The sequence below is a fragment of the Secundilactobacillus mixtipabuli genome (assembly GCF_002217925.1).
Classification (GTDB): Bacteria; Bacillota; Bacilli; order Lactobacillales; family Lactobacillaceae; genus Secundilactobacillus; species Secundilactobacillus mixtipabuli.
Genome location: NZ_BCMF01000002.1, coordinates 61,153 through 81,603 on the forward strand (window position 1 = coordinate 61,153; position 20,451 = coordinate 81,603).

At 44.1% G+C, this 20,451-nt stretch carries 19 protein-coding genes; 4 read left to right on the forward strand and 15 right to left on the reverse strand.

Features of this window, described 5'->3' with window-relative positions; genetic code table 11:
- Positions 1-2 precede the first annotated feature (2 nt).
- The 8 genes from aguA to IWT5_RS01720 form a co-directional block, all read right to left on the reverse strand.
- Positions 3-1,100 (reverse strand): agmatine deiminase, encoded by a 1,098-nt coding sequence (aguA, locus tag IWT5_RS01685; protein ID WP_089108225.1) that lies wholly within the window; start codon positions 1,098-1,100, stop codon positions 3-5.
- Complete coding sequence (locus IWT5_RS01690) at positions 1,100-2,506, reverse strand: APC family permease (RefSeq protein WP_089108226.1); 1,407 nt, start codon at positions 2,504-2,506, stop codon at positions 1,100-1,102. The genes aguA and IWT5_RS01690 overlap by 1 nt, the downstream gene beginning before the upstream one ends.
- A 42-nt stretch (positions 2,507-2,548) precedes the next feature.
- Complete coding sequence (gene ptcA / locus IWT5_RS01695; RefSeq protein WP_089108227.1) at positions 2,549-3,580, reverse strand: putrescine carbamoyltransferase; 1,032 nt, start codon at positions 3,578-3,580, stop codon at positions 2,549-2,551.
- 431 nt (positions 3,581-4,011) lie between these two features.
- Positions 4,012-4,716, reverse strand: a complete 705-nt coding sequence (locus IWT5_RS01700; protein ID WP_089108228.1) for a Bax inhibitor-1/YccA family protein — start codon at positions 4,714-4,716, stop codon at positions 4,012-4,014.
- Positions 4,717-4,834: 118 nt separating this feature from the next.
- Complete coding sequence (murC, locus tag IWT5_RS01705) at positions 4,835-6,166, reverse strand: UDP-N-acetylmuramate--L-alanine ligase (RefSeq protein WP_089108229.1); 1,332 nt, start codon at positions 6,164-6,166, stop codon at positions 4,835-4,837.
- 150 nt (positions 6,167-6,316) lie between these two features.
- Positions 6,317-8,761 carry a DNA translocase FtsK gene (locus IWT5_RS01710; protein WP_089108230.1) on the reverse strand — a complete coding sequence of 815 codons (2,445 nt, stop codon included), beginning with the start codon at positions 8,759-8,761 and terminating at the stop codon, positions 6,317-6,319.
- 97 nt (positions 8,762-8,858) lie between these two features.
- Positions 8,859-9,494 carry a YtpR family tRNA-binding protein gene (ytpR, locus tag IWT5_RS01715; protein ID WP_089108231.1) on the reverse strand — a complete coding sequence of 212 codons (636 nt, stop codon included), beginning with the start codon at positions 9,492-9,494 and terminating at the stop codon, positions 8,859-8,861.
- A gap of 27 nt (positions 9,495-9,521) precedes the next feature.
- On the reverse strand, positions 9,522-9,839 hold the full coding sequence (locus tag IWT5_RS01720) for a thioredoxin family protein (RefSeq protein ID WP_089108232.1): 318 nt from the start codon (positions 9,837-9,839) through the stop codon (positions 9,522-9,524).
- 128 nt (positions 9,840-9,967) lie between these two features.
- On the opposite strand from IWT5_RS01720, the gene IWT5_RS01725 reads away from it, so the two are divergent.
- Positions 9,968-10,294: a hypothetical protein gene (locus IWT5_RS01725; protein WP_089108233.1), complete on the forward strand. Its 327-nt coding sequence runs from the start codon at positions 9,968-9,970 to the stop codon at positions 10,292-10,294.
- A 75-nt stretch (positions 10,295-10,369) separates the two neighbouring features.
- Here the strand turns inward: IWT5_RS01725 and trmB are convergent, their stop codons facing one another.
- From trmB to IWT5_RS01740, 3 genes are all read right to left on the reverse strand, one after another.
- On the reverse strand, positions 10,370-11,005 hold the full coding sequence (gene trmB / locus IWT5_RS01730; RefSeq protein WP_089108234.1) for a tRNA (guanosine(46)-N7)-methyltransferase TrmB: 636 nt from the start codon (positions 11,003-11,005) through the stop codon (positions 10,370-10,372).
- A 107-nt stretch (positions 11,006-11,112) separates the two neighbouring features.
- Positions 11,113-12,324: an ABC transporter permease gene (locus IWT5_RS01735; protein ID WP_089108235.1), complete on the reverse strand. Its 1,212-nt coding sequence runs from the start codon at positions 12,322-12,324 to the stop codon at positions 11,113-11,115.
- Entirely contained in the window at positions 12,317-13,054 is a 738-nt protein-coding gene (locus IWT5_RS01740; RefSeq protein WP_089108236.1) for an ABC transporter ATP-binding protein, read from the reverse strand. The genes IWT5_RS01735 and IWT5_RS01740 overlap by 8 nt, the downstream gene beginning before the upstream one ends.
- Positions 13,055-13,182: 128 nt before the next feature.
- Between IWT5_RS01740 and IWT5_RS01745 the strand changes: the two genes are divergently transcribed.
- From IWT5_RS01745 to IWT5_RS01755, 3 genes are all read left to right on the forward strand, one after another.
- Entirely contained in the window at positions 13,183-13,620 is a 438-nt protein-coding gene (locus IWT5_RS01745) for an HIT family protein (protein WP_089108237.1), read from the forward strand.
- Between the two features lie 14 nt (positions 13,621-13,634).
- Complete coding sequence (locus IWT5_RS01750; protein WP_089108238.1) at positions 13,635-13,961, forward strand: hypothetical protein; 327 nt, start codon at positions 13,635-13,637, stop codon at positions 13,959-13,961.
- A 120-nt stretch (positions 13,962-14,081) separates the two neighbouring features.
- Positions 14,082-14,966: a peptidylprolyl isomerase PrsA gene (locus IWT5_RS01755; RefSeq protein WP_089108239.1), complete on the forward strand. Its 885-nt coding sequence runs from the start codon at positions 14,082-14,084 to the stop codon at positions 14,964-14,966.
- A gap of 59 nt (positions 14,967-15,025) precedes the next feature.
- Here the strand turns inward: IWT5_RS01755 and IWT5_RS01760 are convergent, their stop codons facing one another.
- The 4 genes from IWT5_RS01760 to IWT5_RS01775 all read right to left on the reverse strand — a co-directional run bounded on the left by IWT5_RS01760 (position 15,026) and on the right by IWT5_RS01775 (position 20,323).
- Positions 15,026-16,003 carry a 3'-5' exoribonuclease YhaM family protein gene (locus IWT5_RS01760; RefSeq protein ID WP_089108240.1) on the reverse strand — a complete coding sequence of 326 codons (978 nt, stop codon included), beginning with the start codon at positions 16,001-16,003 and terminating at the stop codon, positions 15,026-15,028.
- A gap of 37 nt (positions 16,004-16,040) precedes the next feature.
- On the reverse strand, positions 16,041-18,692 hold the full coding sequence (locus IWT5_RS01765) for an ATP-binding protein (protein ID WP_159459263.1): 2,652 nt from the start codon (positions 18,690-18,692) through the stop codon (positions 16,041-16,043).
- Positions 18,673-19,902, reverse strand: coding sequence for a metallophosphoesterase family protein (locus IWT5_RS01770; RefSeq protein ID WP_089108242.1), 1,230 nt, complete (start codon positions 19,900-19,902; stop codon positions 18,673-18,675). The genes IWT5_RS01765 and IWT5_RS01770 overlap by 20 nt, the downstream gene beginning before the upstream one ends.
- A 79-nt stretch (positions 19,903-19,981) precedes the next feature.
- Positions 19,982-20,323 carry a YlbF family regulator gene (locus tag IWT5_RS01775; protein WP_089108243.1) on the reverse strand — a complete coding sequence of 114 codons (342 nt, stop codon included), beginning with the start codon at positions 20,321-20,323 and terminating at the stop codon, positions 19,982-19,984.
- Between the last annotated feature and the right edge of the window lie 128 nt (positions 20,324-20,451).

Below are 20,451 nucleotides of genomic sequence, written 5' to 3' on the forward strand. Positions count from 1 at the left end.
TCTTAGTTTTCTGGCACTTGCTGCGTAATGCAGTGAATATTACCACCGCCGAGTAAGATTTCACGGGCTGGAACCCCTACGATCTTACGGTCTGGGTATAATTCTTGCAGCGTCTTTTCAGCTTTGGCATCGTTTGGATCACCGAAAGTTGGGAAGACAATACCACCATTTGCCGTGTAGTAGTTAACGTAGCTGGCAGCTAACCGTTCGCCTTCAGTACGTGGTAAGGTCCCGTCAACCGCGTCAACGCCTTCGCTTTCTTCTTTGGTGATCTTAACGGGACTTGGCACGTACAGCTTAACAACTTTAAGCTTACGACCCTTAGCATCCGTTGCGTTTTCCAAAATGTCTAGGTTTTCTTTTGAAATTTCGTATTGCGGATCGTTCTTGTCGTCAGTCCAAGCTAAAGCAACCACACCTGGTTTAACGAAATTGGCGATGTTGTCAACGTGACCATTGGTTTCATCAAGGTAAATGCCCTTCTTCAACCAAATAATCTTTTCGAGGTTCAAGTGTTCCTTCAAAACTTCTTCGATTTGTGCTTTAGATAATTGTGAGTTACGGCCCTTTGATAGCAGGCATTCTTCAGTCGTGATCAAAGTCCCTTCACCATCAACGTGAATGGAACCACCTTCAAGAATGAAGTCATCTAGGCGATAACGGTCAACCCGTTCGAGTTCAGCCATTTTTTGAGCAACCCGGTCGTCTTTATCCCAAGGGAAGTAAAGGCCATCTTCCAAGCCACCCCAAGCGTTGAAAGTCCAGTCAACTGCACGCAAGTCGCCCTTATCGTTCTTGACAAAAGTTGCACCGCAGTCACGCACCCAAGAATCATCGTTTGAGATCTCAACCACTTCAACATTGTCGGGTAACATCGTCCGAGCATTTTCGTATTGATCGTCGTTGACACCAACCGTAACGTGTTCGAATTCAGAAATCGCTTCAGCGACTTTAACAAACGTCTTTTGAGCAGGTTTCCCACCGTTACGCCAGTTATCTGGACGTTGTGGCCATAGAATGTAAACCCCTTTGTGAGGTTCAAATTCTGCAGGCATTCTAAAACCGTCTTTTTTCGGGGTACTATCTAATGTTTTAGTCATTATAATGAACTCTCCTTTTTGTTTGCGTGTTCGGACTGTACTTTATTCTTGTGTTCTGCATAACGGACAACGATTTCACCAATGATCAAAGTAATAATGGTCCCAATCAAGATTGGCATCTTGCTAGACATCTCTTCAGCACTGCCATTAAGTGGGAATGCCGTCATGATGACCGTCGCAATCAATAAGATTTCTGGCACCCAAGTCATTAACTGAATCATCACTGGACCGCCGGGTACTTTAAATGGCCGTTCACGATCTGGATCAGAATGACGTAGTTTCAAGAATGCTGGGAACATCATCATGTATGACATGAGTAAGGCAACAACGTTCAATGAGAAGAAGGCCCAGAAAATATCCTTGTTCGGAATGAACGGTGAAACGATGACGAGAATTGATGCGACAACGGCGTTCAAATAACCAGTACCAACAGGCATCTTATTCTTTTTATCTTCAATACCAAAGACGTTAGGTAAAACGTGATCTTTGGCAGCATAATCAGCAACATAGTTGACACCCAACGCCCATGAAACCATTTCAGAAGCCAAGATGTAAAGGAACATGATAGCAACTAGAACCACAAACCAGTTCATGTGACCAACCAAGAGCACGAAGCTATCGATCAAACCACTTGAAGCTGAAAGTTTATCAGTTGGCACAGCGACACTCATGCCAAAAGCTGCAATGACATAGAAGAAGGCAATCAGGATTCCGCCATAGACAATGGCTTGAGGAATCTGTTTCTTTGGATTGTCCATGTCGTCAGCCATCGTTGCCACAACTTCAAAACCAAGGAAATTAAAGATGATGACTGATAAGTTACTTAAACCATTAATATTCATTTGTGGCAATAAGTTCTTTGGTGCGAAACTGTTTGCAACACCCTTCGTGACAGCCACGTAAATCCCAAGAACAGCTAATGCCGCAATGGTAAAGATCTTCGCGAAAGCGGCCAGGTTCATGATCCATTTAGACTCTGAAACGGGTTTATTGCCTAGAATAACGACCACCCAAACAAAGAGCAGCTGAACAATCATTGATACCCAAAGATTCATATGAATGCCGAATATGGTGTCAGCGACTTGTGCAAATAACACGGCTAAACTGGCCATCCAAATGGGGTAGTTGATCCAATAAACCCAAGCAAGCCGGCCACCCCAACGTGAGCCAAAAGCTTGTTTGACCCAGTCATATAAGCCACCTTCACCCACATAGGTCGTCCCCAGTTCAGAAGAAATCAACCCATATGGAACGAAGAACAAAATCAGTAAGAAAATCCACCAAAAGAACTGTGAAGTCCCGATTGCGGCAGCCGGAGCGACTGACTCTACGACCATGATAACAACCACGGACATCAGCACGGCATCAAACAACCTAAATTTTTTCTTTGGTTTCCCGTTTTCCATGATGCTTATCTCCAATCTTTAGCGTCCATGCGCTAACCGAAACTAGTTGTTACGTTCGTCAACAGCGTTTCTGAGCATCACTTCAAATTCAGCATCATATTTATCACCAACAGCCTTTGAAGCGTACTTTAATTCTGGGTTTAATAAGTAAACGAAGATTGCACGCATAGCCGTCTTACGGTTCTCAGCCTCGTCCCAAACAATGGAATAATCTGAGTCAAGTACTTCATCAGTCACTTCTTCACCACGAGTAGCTGGTAAGCAGTGCATGAATTGAACATGGTCTGATGCTTTGGCAATCAAGGCATCGTTAACTTGGTACTTAGGGTAGAAGATCTTCATCCGTTCCTCTTTAGGCATCTCATCGTCGTAAAGTCCATACCAAACGTCGGTGTAAACAAAGTCGGCATCTTTCATTGCTTCGTCAGCATCTTCAGTGATTGTGACGCTACCACCGTACTTCTTGGCGTTTTCTTTACCGATCTTGACAACGTCATCCTTCATCTGGAAGCCCTTAGGTCCGTATTGAACGAAATCCATCCCCATCTTAGTGGTCATAAACATGGTTGAAACACAAACTTGAGTTGCATCACCAACAAAGACAATCTTGCAATCACTTAACTTCTTGCCCTTTGGTAAGTGTTCAGTCATGGTAATAATGTCGCCAAGTTCTTGAGTTGGGTGGTTGTAATCACTCATAAAGTTAACAACTGGCACCTTAGCGTACTTACCAACTTCAGCGACGGTGTGGTGACGATCAACACGGGCACCGATGATATCCAAGATCCGGCCCAATACCTGCGACGTATCTTCAATAGTTTCGTGACCCCCCAATTGAATTTGGCCTGGTGCTAAGTACTGTGCGTGACCACCAAGTTCAGTCATGGCTGCTTCAGCAGAAGTCCGTGTCCGGGTTGAACTTTGTTCGAAGATCATGCCTAGGGTCTTGTTCTTCAATAGTGGTGGATAGTAACCGTTTTTGATTGATTCTTTTAGTTTGATCCCTAAATCGATCATATATTGAATCTCGTTCTGTGTATAAGTATTAGTATCGATGAAATCACGTTTTGTCATGATAAGAACTCCTTTAAAAATAATTTATAATTTCTTTACACTTGAATCATACGAGAAATTGATAAATTAAAAAAGCGTTTTCACACCTTCTGATAGTGTCATACAGGGAGTGTGACGTGTTTCAAATCATGAAACATGTTTCATCTTCACAAAGTGACTATCAACCGCTGTCCACAGAACCTTACTTATTTCAAAAACAGCGTCGATAGTGGTTTCATTCAACCTGTTTACATTAGATTGTATAAAAATTAATGATGTGCGGTTATTTTTGCATGAATTCTATTAAGCAATCTCCTTATTATTGAAAAACAAACTTGCAAATACGTTAGTAATGGGCCTAAAGACAGCAAAAAAGCAGATACTAAACTTAGTATCTGCTTTTTATCACTTCTATATCGAATCTAAATCATAATTTAATCAAACATCTAACTTTAATCACGGTTACCCATACCACCGAAAATCTGTAGTAATAAAATAAACAGGTTAACGAAGTCGAGGTACAGCTGCATCGCACCGATAATTGCCAAGCCAGTCGTTGTAGTTGCACCACCATCACTTTGTAAGTAAAGGCGCTTCATCTTTTGACTGTCAGAGGCCGTTAGTGCCGTGAAAATCACAACACCAATAATTGAGAAGACAAACGCAATCAATGAACTTCTCAAAAAGATGTTAATCAGGAAGGCAACGATCAACGCAATTAAAGCGGAAGTTGCCTGAGCACCCACCCGTGATAAATCACGCTTAGTTGCGACACCGTAAACAGCCATGGCAATGAAGATCGATGCGCTGGATACGAAGGCACTAACCATGGTGGTACCGGTGTACACCAAAGCGTACATCGACATAATTCCACCGGTCAATAACCCATAAACCATTAACAGTACAAGACTAACCGATGGCCGCTTCATTGCCTGTCCACTGACTAAAAATGGGAAAGCAAACCAAACAATGATTGGAACCAATCGATAAGACCCCGTGAAGAGTGACAGCAAGGCTGGCGTCGTTGAAACGTAAAAGGCGGCAAATGCTGAAAGTAGTACGGCAACCGCCATCCAGCCATACATCTTGGTTAGAAATTTATTTAAGCCGACATCCGCATTAATGACTCGTCGCGGTTGTTCATCGTAATTGTTCATTAAGGTTCCTCCTTTTATATCCCTCATTAAGAATACATTTTAACAACCTCAGTGGAAAAAGCAATGAAAAGCGATTACCTCAAGCGTGAATGTCTCACCTTTTAGAAAATATTAATCTTTAGTTGTTTTTAAGTGATAAATGACTCAGTAGTTCTTCATAAGCCCGTTCGTACTTCTGAACATCACCGGCACCCATGAAGACAACAACGGCATCATGATAGTCGAGCAAAGGCGACATGTTGTCCAGCTTCAGAATCTCGCCACCCTTATTGATCTTCTTGGCAAGATCGGCACTGGAAACTTTACCACTAGATTCACGAGCAGAACTGAAAATATCAGTCAAATAAACCACGTCAGCGGTATTCAAAGCCTTAGCGAAATCATCCATCAAAGCAATCACACGCGAAAAAGTGTGGGGCTGGAAGACGGCGATCACTTTTTTGTCAGGATACTTTTGACGGGTTGCATCTAGCGTAGCGCGAATCTCTGATGGATGGTGCGCATAATCATCAATAATGGTCATATCAGCCACTTTACGTTCTGCAAACCGGCGTTTAACCCCTTTGAAGTTCGAAAGTTCCTTCTTAATGGCATCTAAGTCGACTTCTTCAAAGTAGGCTACAGCAATAACAGCCAAACTGTTCAGCACGTTATGTTCACCAAACAGATGAATGTGGTAGTTGCCTAAGAACTTATCATGATAGTAAACGTCAAATTGTGAACCCTGAGTTGTTCGTTTGATGTTACGAGCCTGGAAGTCATCCCGATCACTTGTACCATAATAATAAATCGGCACATCCGTCTTCAAACGACGTAAGTTTTCATCATCACCCCAAGCAAAGATGCCCTTAGTGACTTGGTTAGCATACGTCTGGAACGCATCAAACACGTCGTTGATATCCTTGTAGTAATCCGGATGATCAAAATCGATGTTAGTCATGATCGCATAATCCGGCTTAGTTGCTAAGAAATGACGACGGTATTCGTCGGCTTCATAAACAAAGAAACGTGCATTGGGTGTCCCTTTACCAGTCCCATCACCAATCAAGTAACTCGTTGGTGCGATTCCGGACAACACGTGTGACAGTAAGCCAGTCGTACTGGTCTTACCATGCGCACCGGCAACACCGATACTGGTATACCCTTCAATTAACTTACCTAAAAATTCATGGTAACGGTAAACGGGCAAGCCCATTTCCCGCGCTTTTTTAATTTCTGGATGATCATCTGTGAAGGAATTCCCAGCAATGACCGTTAAGCCTTCGCGAATATTCGCCTCATCAAATGGGTAAACGGGGATCTTGGCCTGTTCCAGTCCACGTTGCGTGAACGTGTACTGCGTAATGTCTGATCCTGCTACCTTATAACCTTTATCATGAAGAATGAGTGCAAGTGAACTCATCCCTGATCCTTTGATACCAACAAAATAATACGTGGTTGTGTTGTCCATCAAAATCCTCTTTTCATCGTTTCAATGATTTAATTTAGGCCGACTATTGCTGGTTAATCAGCCATCATTGGTCCATATCAATATTTTAGCAGAGCGAACACCTCTTGAACAGTGCATTTTGTGCACTGTAACATGAGTGGCTTTCACTTTTTAGTCCGTTCTGGGAGCCCGCATTTCAGCTAGCTGTTTCTCCGTCAGAAAAACATCGCGGGGTTTTGAACCGTTTTGACCAGAAATGTACTGCTTATTTTCAAGCGTATCGATCAAATTAGCTGCCCGATTGTAGCCAATCGAAAAGACCCGTTGCAGTTTAGACGTTGAAACCGTCTTTTCCTGCACGATGTAGTCGAGTACTTCCGGCATTAATTCATCTTGGCTTTCTTGAACCTGCTGCTTTTCCAGCAAACCGTCCGGATCAAAGGCATAATGTGGCTTGCCCTGTGTCCGAACAAAGTCAGTGACTCGGTCAACCTCTTTGTCGACAAAGGTCCCCTGCAGCCGAACGGGTTGCGAGGCACCATTGCCCAAGAAGAGCATATCACCCTTCCCTAGCAACCGTTCAGCACCCGAAGTATCGATAATCGTCCGTGAATCAACTTGCGAGGAGACCATGAAAGCTACCCGAGTTGGAATATTATTCTTGATCGTACCCGTGACAATATCGACACTCGGCCGTTGCGTTGCAATCAGTAAATGAATCCCAGCTGCCCGTGCTTTTTGCGTGATCCTGACAATGTAATCCTGCACTTCACTGGAAGCCATCATCATCAAATCAGCCAGCTCATCAATCACGATCACAATGTAAGGTAATTTCTGAGCGTAGTCCCTGGTTAATTCAGCCCGGTCATTGTACTGCTCAATATTTCGGACACCCGCTGCTGCCAGTCGATCATAACGATCGTCCATTTCTTTGACCGCCCACTTCAGGGCAGCCGCGGCAGCTTGCGGATCAGAGATAACAGGAGCGAGTAAATGCGGCAAGCCGTCATATGGTGCTAATTCAACCGCTTTAGGGTCAATCAGCAAGAGGCGTAACTGTGCTGGCGTCGCCTTGTACAGCAATGAAATCAGCAAACTATTAATGAAGACCGACTTACCGGAACCCGTCGCACCGGCAATTAGACCATGGGGCATCTTTCTTAAATCGGTCACTCTTGGTTGACCAAAAAGATCGACACCAAGGGCAACTGTCAATGGTGACGCACTCTCTTTAAAGGCTTTTGACTCCAGGACTTCGGACAGCATCACTGGCCGAGTTTTCGGGTTTGGAATTTCAATGCCGACGGTTGTTTTGCCGGGGATCGGTGCTTCGATTCGGATATCCTTAGCAGCTAAAGCAAGCTTTAAATCATCCGTTAAATTCGTAATTTTATTAACTTTAACACCCAGCGATAGATGAACTTGGAATTGCGTTACAGTTGGGCCAACTGTCCAGTCAACCACGTGTGCATCCACGTGGAAAGCCTGCAGGGTTTCATCCAGAACTTCTCCTTGATGTTCGATCCATTCGTCCAGCGCGTTTTCATCCGTTGCCACCGGTGGCGTTAACAAAGAGGTTACGGGAAAATGATAGCCACGGTCCGTCGGTGTTTCTTCAGTTGGCTTGGCCGCTGGTTTATCTTGAAACAGCGCCAATTTATTCATCTGTGAACTCGTGTTTTCCTGTTCAAGAATATCCCCTAAGGAGTGGCCTAAACCGTGTTCTGGTTCTGGCTTTTCAGTTACCGGTTCAACTTGCGCTTCCTCTTGGTGCTGCTGAGTTTCATGAACTGGCTGAGTGACCACAGCTGGCCGGATTGGTTTCGGATCGGCAACAACTTCTGTACCTGTGGCCTCGTCATGTTGGTGTTGACTCGCGGCTGGTTGCTCATCAGCAACTTGCGCTGATCCAGGGATTGTCTGATCATCAGTGTCCTCAGCTGGTGTCCGAACAGCCGGTTTATTTTTGGTTGACTCATCAGTTTGGTTAGCTGTCACTGATTTTTCAGCATGCTGTGCTTTTAGATTATCGATTCGTTTTTGAATAGCCGCAATCCGTTGCTCATTTTCAGACCGGCTGGTATCAGACTGCTCATCTGATACCGCTTGATGTGACTGTTGAGACGCGTTTTGAACCTCTTTTACCGGCTCATCAGCGTCAGTTTCACTACCGTTGTCAAAAGTGAGTTGTTGCTTTTCAATGACTGGCGTCGTTATGACCGTCGTCCCATCATCAAATAACAGCACATCGCTATCCCGTTTTAGAAAATAACGGTCAACAATGGCTGTGTAATTAACTTTTGGGTCTCTTTTCACCCGCGTGTGGAGTTGCTTAGGGACCTGAGTCGGTCGGAAAGGTGCTGCGGGCCGCCACTCATTCTTAATTTCTTTTTGAGGCTCTGGCGGCGTATCAGGCCGTTGCTCAGCGCGTCTTTTCGCCTCACGTTGAATAAGTTCTTTGCGTTGAATTTCGTCTCGCTGAAAAATCGCCGGTTCCTCGTCGGCGTGCTTTAATTGCCTGCCAGGGACTTTAAACGCCGGTGAAGCAGGTTCTTCAGCCAACTTTTTGGGTCTGCGGTACTTTCGGTAAAAAGCTGGTCCATCATAGTGATTCATATCTCGTCATCCATTCAGTATTCAAGTTAGTTTGATCATCTTTTAAACTGCTCAGGGCAAAATAAAAAGGAGCATCGGCTCCTCTTACATCGTTCATTTAACTGAATAAAGTCTGTGCCTTGTCAAAGTCAAATGGCGTTCCAACTTCATAATCATCAGGTAAAATCAACGCGCCCGGCCGATCGGGTGCCCCGGGAATCTTTAATTCTCTTCCTGATGAAATCATACCATCACTTTCAACGCCACGCAATTTACCTGGCCAAATAATCAGCCCATCTGGCATCATTGCGCCAACTTCGGCCACCACCACTTTAATATCCGCCTGCATATTAGGCGAACCCGAAACGATCTGCAGTGTTTTACCATCTTGAACCCGCGTCTTGGTCACCAATAAGTGATTAGAATCAGGATGCGGTTCAGCTGATTCAACGTAGCCCACGATAAATTTCGGTGACAAATCAGCCTTCAGTTCTGGCTCAAAACCTGCGGCAGCCATTGCTTCGTTTAACTTAGCAACCTGTTCTTCTGATAAGAAAACCTGACCATTCTGATCAATGGCCCCCAAAATAGTTGAGACGTGAGCCACGTTGTAACCTAACGTGGTATCAGTTTTCGGGTCGAAAATACGGGTGAAATCACCCTTAGTAACAACGGATTGTTCTTCAGCATCTGGTGCAAGATAGATGATCATCACGTCACCCAGTGCCTTTTGATTATAACTAGAAATTAACATGGAGCATCCTTTCGAAAGTAAAAGAAATTAAAGTGCATTAATAAAATCTTCTACTTGCTGTTTTGTTTTGCGGTCTTTATTTACGAAGCGACCGATTTCTTCACCATTATTATACGCAATAAAGCTAGGAATGCCTAACACGTTTAATTCAACAGCAAGATCAATGTTTTCGTCCCGGTCAACGCTGAGAAATTTGAAGTCGGGATACTCAGCTTCAATAGCTGGCATTGAAGGCTTAATAAACGCGCAGTCTGGGCACCATGTTGCTGAGAAAAACAGCATGTAACGGCCCTCTTTAATCTTTTCGAGCAACTGGTCTTTTGACATCTTAGGTAATTTTTCCATCGAAATTCTCCTCACTTACTTTTTTTCAGTAAATTGATTATACATCCTTTTTAGAAAAAGGTCATTAATCTGGTATCAAATCGAATTTTGAGCTACCATAATACTAAATAGCGCAGGAGGAATCGCGTATGGAACTCAACATAAAAGATTATCAACAGCTAAGTCTACTCTCTCTACTCAGTATTTTATTTGGCTTTTTCATGGGTAAATCAGCCTTTAACCGACAATATATGACACCCAATGCCATTTTGAACAGCGTTAAGCAGGCTTTTCGCAAAGAATCAACAATCGAAGGGTCTTGGATTGATGAACACCCACATAAACACGCACAATTCGCGATTCACACCATGGTGTACTCCGGTGGTCTTTCAAGAATGGAAGATCACAAACTTGTCTCCTATGAGTTTATTGCCGACGCTAAAACGGGCAGTATTCTAAAAATGAACCGCCTGTAATCAACGCCTCATAACTTACAAAACCTATCCTCACCGTAAAATTAATTGCGGTAGGGATATTTTTATTTTGCGACATTAAAAGTGAGCGACTAACTTGTAAATTGGGCCCTTTTGACTGAATTTTTCCTCATATTCCGTTTGAACGTTGCCTTCGTTGCCGTCACTATTATGCAGATCCAGCCAAACTTCATCGAAGGTCAGCCCAAAATTATTGAAACTGGTCAATGAGTATTCAAATAAACCGCGGTTATCCGTTTTGAATTGAATGCGGCCTTCTTTTTTGAGTACTTTCTTATAATGAACTAAAAAATTAGGTGACGTTAGCCGTCGCTTGGCATGCCGCGTTTTTGGCCAGGGATCTGAAAAGTTCAAGTACAACTTGTCAATTTCGCCCGCTGCAAATAAAGTGTCGACAAAAGCACCATCGGTTTCGACCAGTTGCACGTTTGGCAGCTCACTTGCCACTAATTTACGTAGTGCTGTGGCAATCACCGACTCTTGAATTTCAATTCCCAAAAAATTAATGCCAGGATTTTGCCGAGCCATTTCAATAATAAATTGGCCCTTACCGATCCCAATTTCAACTTGAATGGGTTGCTGACTTGGGAAACGTTCCTGCCAATGGCCCAACTGTGATTCAGGATCAGTCACGATTAGGTCTGAATGATCCTTAATGTATTTTGCAGCCCATGGCTTTTTACGTACGCGCATGTTGTTCCTCCGATTTCCATGATAAAACGACGAACTTAAATCAAGCCCGCCGTTTAAGATTACTGTTCATTTTAGGCAAACAGACCAATTGAGTCAACTGGTATTTGCTACTTTTTCTTTCTTAAGCGCAATGGCAAATAATATTGCACCATGACAAAGACTTCGACTAACTCAACGACCAGTGCAATGAGACCAACCTGAAAGCTTCGGTTGGCTAAGAAAACCATGACCAAGAAAAGAATGGCTGTAATACCGGTAAGTGAAAACATGAGTCGTCTAAAACTAGCCACCCGCTGTTTTTCCGCAATGGGATACAAGTGAGTGAAGACAATATCATCAAACTGCCAGTAAAACGGAATCAGCTGGAAGCCAATCAAATAGAGGAATAAAGCCGCCAACGCAATCGGCAGCCAGGTGCCACGAACGAAGTACAGTAAAATCATTCCCAGCAGCGTTAATCGAGAGTACAAACCGCTGAATTCGCCACTGCGGACGATACCGCGACTATAGAGGTAAAGATAGGTATTCTTAGAGGTCACCTTCACCATGTTGAGTAACCAGTCCAAATAACGGCGTCGTTTAGCTACACCTTTGAGCATGGGAACGTTGGTGAATAGGTTGAAGAAGCGATAAACGCCCATCATTCGGTTATTTTCCAGTGAGATGCTTTGCCACCAATCAAATGGCACTGCATCGTAGCGTTTATCCATTACGCGTAAGCTAATGGCTAAGATCAATCCCAGTAATGTACCGAGAACCGGCAGCGCATAAACACTGACGAGTAGGATCATTAACGGGACAATCCATTTGAACCAAAAGGCTTGCTTCAACCAGCCTGATTTAACCTGAAAGCGTCTGATAACAGCCAAACTAAATAAACTGTCTTTCAACAATAATTGGGTCACAGCAATCAAGGCCAGGTCAAAAATAGGCATCGCATCGGTTACTTGAATGAATGGCAGTAAAACAAACATGCCAAATAATTCATAAATGAAGGCAAGTCCTTCACTGTACAACCGTGCACCCTTGAGATACTGACGTACTTCCGCCTCTTTTGGCAGCAGGAAAACCACGTCAGCGTCCTGAAACAGCGTTGCGAGCCGGCCTAATTGCAGCACAAGTAATAAGACCACCACGATAACTGGTTTCGCCCACCACAAATGCGGCTGCAAAACTTTAAGACCATTAGAATAAGCCAGTCCCAGACCACCAATAAAAATCAGTAAAGCAAAGACAAAGTGATCATTAAAGACTAGCCGTAAGTATTTAAACATTTCTTTTAAATGACTGGACAATCGCTGTCGATATAAATTATTCATGCTGATCAGCCCTCGTCATCGACATATAGATATCATCTAGGGATTCCCCCGCATCCGGCAATGCCTTGCGTAGCTCTGGCAACGTTCCTTCTGTTTTAACCGTCCCATCGTGAAGTAAAACGAAGCGGTCGCAATACTTTTCAGCAGTATCCAAAACGTGGGTCGACATTAATACGCTAGCGCCCTTGGCTTTCTGCTCGTCGATCAAGTTCAGTAAGTCGTGGACCGCCAGTGGATCCAACCCGAGGAATGGTTCATCGATGATAAACAGTGGTGCATCCGTAATAAAGGCGCACACGATCATCACCTTTTGTTTCATCCCCTTAGAAAAGTTAGCCGGAAACCAGTCCAGCTTGTTATCTAACCGGAAAATGCTGAGTAAATGATTGGCTTTCTCCCAGGCTTGATCACGATCGAGGTCATAGGCCATCATCGTCATTTCCAGGTGCTCTTTTAGCGTCAGTTCCTGGTAGAGAATCGGCGTTTCCGGAATATAAGCAATTTGTTTTTTGTAGCCATTTTTATCTTGATTTAGAGTTAAACCGTTAATTTTGATTTCACCCTTAAAGGGCGTAAGTAGGCCGATGATGTGGTTGATCGTTGTTGATTTACCAGCACCATTTAACCCGATCAAACCGACTAGTTCACCATCTTGAACATCAAACGTGACTTCTTTCAATACCGGTATCTGTGAATAGCCACCGACGACTTTCGTCACCTGAAGCGTCATGAACATCCCTTCATTTCTCTATATTTTAGTCAATTGGTTTCATTATATCATACGCAGAGGTGTATGGAATTTAGGAATAATGCGGTATACTGAAACTAACTTTTATGATTTTTGAAGGAGGATTTAAAATGATTCATAACTACGATGATGATTGCATTTTCTGCAAAATTATTAAGGGAGAGATCCCCAGTTATACTGTCTATGAAGATGACGATGTAAAAGCCTTTTTGGACATTTCACAAGGCACACCGGGACACACATTGGTTGTTCCTAAGACCCACGTCCCTGACATCTATGCTTACGATGCTGATTTAGCCGCTGCGGTGTTCAGTAAGATTCCAATGATTGCGCGAGCCGTTAAGAATTCTAACCCTGAAATCAAGGGCCTCAACATTTTAAACAATAACGGTAAGGTTGCTTACCAGTCAGTCTTCCACTCACACATTCATCTAATTCCGCGCTACACGGATCACGATGACTTCGGTATGCGCTTTAAAGACAACTCCAGCAAGTATGACGAAAAAGCCTACACTGATATTCAAAATGCCATCAAATCGCAATTCTAAGGCGAGGTGAAAGTATGAAACGATTTTTAGTCAGTACCCTGCTCACCGCGGGGACGTCATTAGCCATTCATTTATACCGCAAGCAGCAGTCGCCCATTGACTTTATCCAAGAAACAGCCGACCGCTTTGAACAAAAGAAAGCTGCTTTAAGCGACGTTAAACGGCAAAGTGACGAAGTCAAAGCGCGTTTAGCTGCCTTTCAAGCCGAGCTTAAAAGGGCCCAGCCCGCTATCAACAGCATTGAATCAGCAGTCGATCAGTTTCAGTTTAAAATTCAACCGCACCTCGATGCCATTGATAAGCGGCTTGACGCTCTAGGAAAGCCCAAATCAGATCAATAGAAGTATTCAATTTTTATTAAGTTCCCTTTACAACTGAAAATTAATTTCAGTTTATGTTATATTAAGTAAGATGTCCCAACGGGATGAAACTAATCTAAAGAAATGGATGTGTTTTCGGATATGAAAAAATGGTTCGTTGCTCTTGCAGGTGTCATGTTAAGTTTGACCCTTGCAGCTTGCGGTAGCAAAACAGTTGCCACCACTTCAGGCGGTAAAATTACAGAAAGTCAATTTTATAGCAGCTTGAAAAATACGTCTAGTGGTAAGCAAGTCTTACAACAGATGATCTTGAACAAAGTGCTTGATAAGCAGTTTGGCAGCAAGGTCAAAGATTCAGATGTTACCAAAGAATACAATAACTATAAGAAACAATACGGTTCATCATTCAACAGTGTTCTGCAACAAAGCGGTATGACTGCTTCTCAATTGAAGACGCAGATCAAATCCAACTTACTTTTGAAGGAAGCTGTTAAGGCTAACACCAAAGTAACCGATGCACAACTTAAGCAGCAGTTCAAAGGTTACCAACCAAAGGTTACGGTTTCTCACATCTTAGTTTCTAAGAAATCAACTGCTGAAAATGTTATCAAGCAGTTGAAGGATGGGAAGAGCTTCGCTTCATTAGCTAAGAAGTATTCTACCGACTCTGCTACTAAGAACAAGGGTGGCAAGTTGGATCCATTCGACAACACCGACACTCAACTTGATTCAACCTTTAAGAAGGCTGCCTTCAAACTGAAGACTAACCAGTACACAACTACCCCGGTTAAGACTTCTTATGGCTACCACGTCATCAAGATGGACGACAACCCTGGTAAGGGTACTTACAAACAACATGAAACTGAACTTAAGAACCAAATCATTGATAAGCGCATGAACGACAGCGCAACATTGAAGAGCGTTGTTTCTAAAGTCCTTAAAAAGGGTAACGTTTCAATTAAGGATAGTCAATTACAAAACGTCCTTGCTGACTACTTGACTTCAAGCAGTTCATCAAAGAAGTAAGTTAACGTAACGGGTATCAAATAAAAAAGATCGGCCAAATATTGGTCGATCTTTTTTTGTCATTCCTGGTTATCTTGCTCACCAATCTGCGGTTCGTTTGGCCGGTAGAACGAACGGCCGTCCATCGCAAATAACCGTTCGCCAAATTCACCGGGAGCTGTATGTTCAATTGCATTCGTCATCATCATAATTGAAGCGTCTAATTCATCCAATTGATGCAGCACTTCGGCTTCTAATAAACGCGGCCGAACTGGCGACCCATATTCCAACAAACCGTGGTGCGCGAGAATCATGTGTCTCAGTAAAACAACATTTTCATTATTTAAATCAAATTTTAGTTCATTGCAGGCAGACACAATTTCGCCATCTACAATGCTGATATGCCCTAACAGGTTTCCTTCTACCGTGTACTGGGTAGAAACAGGACCAGACAGTTCAATCACTTTGCCTAAATCGTGCAGGATAGCACCCGCGTAAAGTAACGGTGCATCAAGGGTCGGATACTGTTTCACCACACTATGTGCCAAGCGCAGAATTGACAGCGTATGATAAGCTAATCCGCCTTGGAACGCGTGGTGATTACGTTTAGCCGCCGGATACGTGAAGAAGGCGTCCCGATGTTTGGCAATGAGGAAACGAACGATGCGGTTCCAAACTTGGTTGGTGATCTCGAAAACGACTTGATTGAGTTCATCTTCCATCTCACTGGCTTTCATTGGCGCGTGAACGACAAAATCACTTGGATCATGCGGTTCATCAGCATTGGCCAGCCGTAGTGAACCAATCTTAACTTGTGGGGATCCCTGATAATTTTCCCGTTTGCCAGCTAGTCGAACGACTCGGCCAGCTTGATAGCGTTCGATATCAGCAGTACTGGCATCCCAAAACTTGCCAGTAATTTCACCCGACTGGTCTTCAAAGGTCAAATCGAGATATTGCTTGCCATTTTTGGCCACCCGAACACTCACATTCTTTAAAAGTGCCATCAGATTCATCTGCTCACCAACTGCGTAAGCCATTAATTGTTTATCTGCCATGGTTAGTCCCCCTCGTTTAAACTAATTCTACATTTTTTCAAACTGACTTGCCAGCTAACTGGTAGATCTCGTTATCTGCCACAAGTGCTAGATTATCATGGTTAGCCGTCAGATAAATAACCTGACTCGTTTGCGCCAGCTGTTTCAGCATCGCCATTGCAGATTGTGTCCGCTGCCGGTCAAAGTTGACAAACGCATCGTCAATAATAATCGGCATGGCGATCACATCCGCCATCACCTTGGTAAAGGCAAACCGTAAGGCAACATAAAGCTGTTCTGCGGTCCCACTGGATAATTCACCAACGTCAAAGGTCAAATCGTCCGCGCGGGTCACTTGAACTGTTTGATCCGTAAAAATAATCTGCCGGTACCGATTCCCAGTAATTTGCTTGAAGAATCCTTCAGCCACTTTAATAATCTGCGGTTGGCGACCTTGAGAAGCATTGATCAGTGTTTGATCGATCCAGTTGATCAAGAGCTTCTTGGTCAGCCACTCATCCGTTAAAACAATGATCTCCGTTTGCAAATCCGCTTGCTGCTGCAACAGCGTTTGGTACTTATCACTAGAGGCCAGCCGTTGCAGCTGATACTGCTGCTGACTCGACTGATTCAGTAATTCAGACTGTTGCTGCTGTTTAGCCGACTGCTGCATTTGAATTTGTCGAATGGTCGCTTTAAGGTCCTCTTGTGATCCACTATTGTCTAATATCTGCCGCTCGTTTTCCGACAGCTGTGCATTCAGTATGGCTCGGCGCTGATTTTGCTGAGTAATGGCTTGATCTCGCTGGTACTGCTGTTCGAATTCAGTCAATGTGGTGACTCGATACTGAGTAAATAAAGCCGTTAGCTCACCTTGTTGACGTTGTAACTGCTTTTCAAGCTCGGTCTGCCGTTGCGTACTCGTCGTCAACGCTTCGTTTGCCCAATGCAGCTGCTGACCCTCATCCCGTCTTTCGGACAGAAATTGATCGATCTGCTGCAGCTGATAAGCGTAACTGCCGCTTAAACTGATCACTTCACCAGCAAATTGCCACTGGGTCAGAAAAGCGCGAACATTTTGACTGAGCTGGTTTTGCTGCTCCTGTAACCGAATCTGCTGGGCATTGGCCGCTTGAAATTGACCAATATCAGTCTGTAAATCAAGCCAACGTTCAGGCGCAAAACCTTGCAGCCCATGTTCAGCTCCAAATTGTGTGACCTGTGCGTCTGCATCAATCAATTGCTGATCAAGTATTGCCAGTTTCCGGCGGTCTTGATCCAATTGGGAGGACAATAAGGCCATTTGAGAATCAATCGCGGATTGCTGATTGCCGGTAATAATGGGCTTAAAGATGCCATAACCCGCGATCAGCATTCCCGTAATGCCACCAATGGTACGCAGAATGCCACTGAGCGTAAATAAGCAGACTAAGACCACCACGGCACCGAAAATAAGCCATTTCAAATCCATTCCGGAAGACGTATCACTCGCCGCTTTTTGGCGTAGTTGCTCAAATGCTCTTTGGCGTTCCTGTCGCTGGTCGGCTCTCGAATCCCGTTCAATACTTAAATGCTGCTGTTGATCAAATAAACCGGCAATTTGTTGTTGCTCGCCTGACGTTAACGCTTTTAAATCGCCTAAAGAGGAGCCATATTGCTGTGTCAGTTTATCTAATTGCTGACTAACGGTTGCCAGCTGCGCTTCATTTGACTGCTGGCGTTCTGCCAGCTGCTTCATAGCTGGCATTTGGGTTGCTAACTGGTCAATTTGCTGCTGATGCGCCGTATAAAATTGCTGTGCTTCACTAGAAGTATGCGCTGCTTGTTGCTGCTTGATCGTTTCTGCTTGAGCTGTTAAGTCCTGCTTTAGTTGTTTAATCGCCGTTGCTAGGCGAGTTGCTTTTTGCCAGTCAGCAGTGCTGATCAAGTTTTCTGAACGAACTGGTGCTGTCGTTTTAAGCTGTTGATACTGCGGATAAATTGAAATTAACCGCTGATACTGGTTAAATTCGCCGGTCATTTTTTTTAATTGCTGTTGGGTTTCAGTCAAGTTTGCTGTGGTTTGCTGAGCATCAGTCTGCAGGGTTTGATACTGTTGAAATTGCGCCTTAGTCGTACTGATTTTTGCTGATAATTCATCGTATTCTCGCAGCAGCCGTACAAGGGGCTGAACACGGCCTCTCGGTTTGTAAAGCTCGCCCGCTGAAGCCGTCAGCTCTTGCGTCAGGCTGATCCAGTTTTCACTGCCGATCGCGCCAATTCGCTGAATTCGCCGCACGAGGTCAAACCGGTTCAAATCAAAAATAGCTTGTAATTCCCGTTCACCAAAGCAAAAGATTTGGAAAAATAATTCCTTGTTTAGGGGTTGTAATAATTGCGCCAAATCATCTTTAGTTAGTGGCGTATCCGTCGTTAAATTGCGAAAAGTAACGTGGCCGCCGTGCGTACCGCCTATCCGTTTAAGCCAGTAATCGTTTTGAGCATGACTGAAGTAAAGCTCGCCACCATATTGTGACCCCTGTTTCGGCTGGTACATCGCATACCGGTGCTTGGCGGTCTCAAAGCCAAACAGCATACTAGTAATGAAGGCCACTAAAGTTGATTTACCAGCCTCGTTTTCGCCGTAGAGGAGTGAAAACTGATCAGACAGGTTGATTGTTTTATCATGAAATTTACCAAACCCGTATATTTTAATCGTCGTGATCTGCATCGTTTTCTTCCTCCAAACGTGATTGAGCCAATAAATCATTCTTGGCTTGATCCATTAACTTAGCCGTTGTTTTGGGGTCTCGTAAATGATTCGCAATAAACGCGTACTGCATTAATTTACCGGCTGTCATTTCGACGTTGTCCGGCGTAAAGACAGTCTCCTGCGCCCGTTGCCAGTAGGCCGCGTCCAGCTTAGCATACCGCACGGGTTGACTGCTGGGCTGAACCGTCACTTCGTAAACCCACGCTTGAGATTGACGGTAGGCTTTTTTCTGTGCCTGATCCAGGCGTTCAAGCCAGGTCCCGTCATTTAATCGGCTTAGCAAACTGGCAGATAGTTTTTCAATACCAGTTAATTTCAAATCGATAAGTTGAAAAACAGCTGTCTTCATTTCTAATAAAGCTGCTTGAACAGCCTGAATCAGACTGTCATCCGTAGTCTCTTCATCAACTGCCAGCGACAGTGAAGCCCAGCGCACCTGATCGACTGCCACAAATTGCCGCCTTAACTGCTGACCTTGGGAACTAACGAGTTGATAGCCGTGCTCACCTGATTCAAGTTTATGCCGCCCCTGAATCGTCCCCGAGTAAATAATGGGTGGCTGTTTGGCTAAGACGCCAGGTTTATGAATATGGCCCAAGGCCCAGTAATCATAGTTAGTCGCTGCCAGCTCCCCAACGGTAAACGGCGCGTAATGGTTAGACTCCCCCTGTTTCTGGGCACCATGCAGCATTCCAATCTGAAAATCAGCTGTGCTCCGTTTAGGAAACTTTTCAACGACGTCTTCTTCAAGCCAGCGATCAGCATAACTAAAACCACTGATGGCTACCCGGCTATGGTCAGCGGTGGTCAGTAATTCAGTCGTCACGTCACTGCCAAAAACGGTGACGCCCTCTGGTAGGGAAAGCGTCTGGTCAGCCGTTAAATAATCATGGTTGCCAAAACTCACAAAGACCGCGATTCCAGCATCGATCAGCCGCTGCAATTGTTCATTTAAGAACACTTGAGCCGAGACACTTTGAGTCTCACGGTCAAATAAGTCACCAACAAGTAAAACAAAGTCTACTTGCTCGTCGATAGCATCCGTGACCATTTTTTCAGTCGCCTTAAACGGTGCTTCGTGTATCTGCTGCCATAATGCTTTAGGCAGCCGTTGCAAGCCTTCAAACGGGCTGTCTAAATGTAAATCCGCAGCGTGAATAAATTTCACTGTTAGTCAACTCCTAAAAAACGCCGAAGAAAGTTCTTCGACGTTTTTAATCTATTTCACCCAGCCATCAAATACCTATCTAGTTTTGGTAGAGGCTTTGAATGGGTTTCGTAATTTCATTGTTTAATTTAGCCAGTAATTGGTTGACGTCTTTTTCTTTTTCCATCAATGCTTTGATGAGATCCGTATCACGAACCTTAGTGGCTAAGTCTTGAGCCTGTTTCATTTCATCTTCATCAGGTTGCTGTCCCTGCATCTGCTTTTGTTGCAGCTTCAGTTGTAATGCCTGAAATTTCTTAAATAAATCGTAGGCCTCTGAATCTGCCTTCATCGTGTTGTATGCGCTTTGTAATGCCGTAAACTCGTCAGAGCTTTCTAACTCGTCACGTAATTCGCCGGCGGTCTTTAAAATGTCTGCCATTAATAGCTTCCTCCTGTCTTCAATACCCTCATATTGTATCATGAAATGAGAACGTGCGAAAGCTGGGAATAGGGATTGGGCGGGAATTGGTAACCTTTACAAAAGGAACCGGTTTACTGGTCACCGAA

Excerpts from the sequence above, each read along its gene's own strand:
- aguA (WP_089108225.1), bottom strand. The coding sequence starts at position 1,100 with ATGACTAAAACATTAGATAGTACCCCGAAAAAAGACGGTTTTAGAATG.
- IWT5_RS01690 (WP_089108226.1), bottom strand. The coding sequence starts at position 2,506 with ATGGAAAACGGGAAACCAAAGAAAAAATTTAGGTTGTTTGATGCCGTG.
- ptcA (WP_089108227.1), bottom strand. The coding sequence starts at position 3,580 with ATGACAAAACGTGATTTCATCGATACTAATACTTATACACAGAACGAG.
- IWT5_RS01700 (WP_089108228.1), bottom strand. The coding sequence starts at position 4,716 with ATGAACAATTACGATGAACAACCGCGACGAGTCATTAATGCGGATGTC.
- murC (WP_089108229.1), bottom strand. The coding sequence starts at position 6,166 with ATGGACAACACAACCACGTATTATTTTGTTGGTATCAAAGGATCAGGG.
- IWT5_RS01710 (WP_089108230.1), bottom strand. The coding sequence starts at position 8,761 with ATGAATCACTATGATGGACCAGCTTTTTACCGAAAGTACCGCAGACCC.
- ytpR (WP_089108231.1), bottom strand. The coding sequence starts at position 9,494 with ATGTTAATTTCTAGTTATAATCAAAAGGCACTGGGTGACGTGATGATC.
- IWT5_RS01720 (WP_089108232.1), bottom strand. The coding sequence starts at position 9,839 with ATGGAAAAATTACCTAAGATGTCAAAAGACCAGTTGCTCGAAAAGATT.
- IWT5_RS01725 (WP_089108233.1), top strand. The coding sequence starts at position 9,968 with ATGGAACTCAACATAAAAGATTATCAACAGCTAAGTCTACTCTCTCTA.
- trmB (WP_089108234.1), bottom strand. The coding sequence starts at position 11,005 with ATGCGCGTACGTAAAAAGCCATGGGCTGCAAAATACATTAAGGATCAT.
- IWT5_RS01735 (WP_089108235.1), bottom strand. The coding sequence starts at position 12,324 with ATGAATAATTTATATCGACAGCGATTGTCCAGTCATTTAAAAGAAATG.
- IWT5_RS01740 (WP_089108236.1), bottom strand. The coding sequence starts at position 13,054 with ATGACGCTTCAGGTGACGAAAGTCGTCGGTGGCTATTCACAGATACCG.
- IWT5_RS01745 (WP_089108237.1), top strand. The coding sequence starts at position 13,183 with ATGATTCATAACTACGATGATGATTGCATTTTCTGCAAAATTATTAAG.
- IWT5_RS01750 (WP_089108238.1), top strand. The coding sequence starts at position 13,635 with ATGAAACGATTTTTAGTCAGTACCCTGCTCACCGCGGGGACGTCATTA.
- IWT5_RS01755 (WP_089108239.1), top strand. The coding sequence starts at position 14,082 with ATGAAAAAATGGTTCGTTGCTCTTGCAGGTGTCATGTTAAGTTTGACC.
- IWT5_RS01760 (WP_089108240.1), bottom strand. The coding sequence starts at position 16,003 with ATGGCAGATAAACAATTAATGGCTTACGCAGTTGGTGAGCAGATGAAT.
- IWT5_RS01765 (WP_159459263.1), bottom strand. The coding sequence starts at position 18,692 with ATGCAGATCACGACGATTAAAATATACGGGTTTGGTAAATTTCATGAT.
- IWT5_RS01775 (WP_089108243.1), bottom strand. The coding sequence starts at position 20,323 with ATGGCAGACATTTTAAAGACCGCCGGCGAATTACGTGACGAGTTAGAA.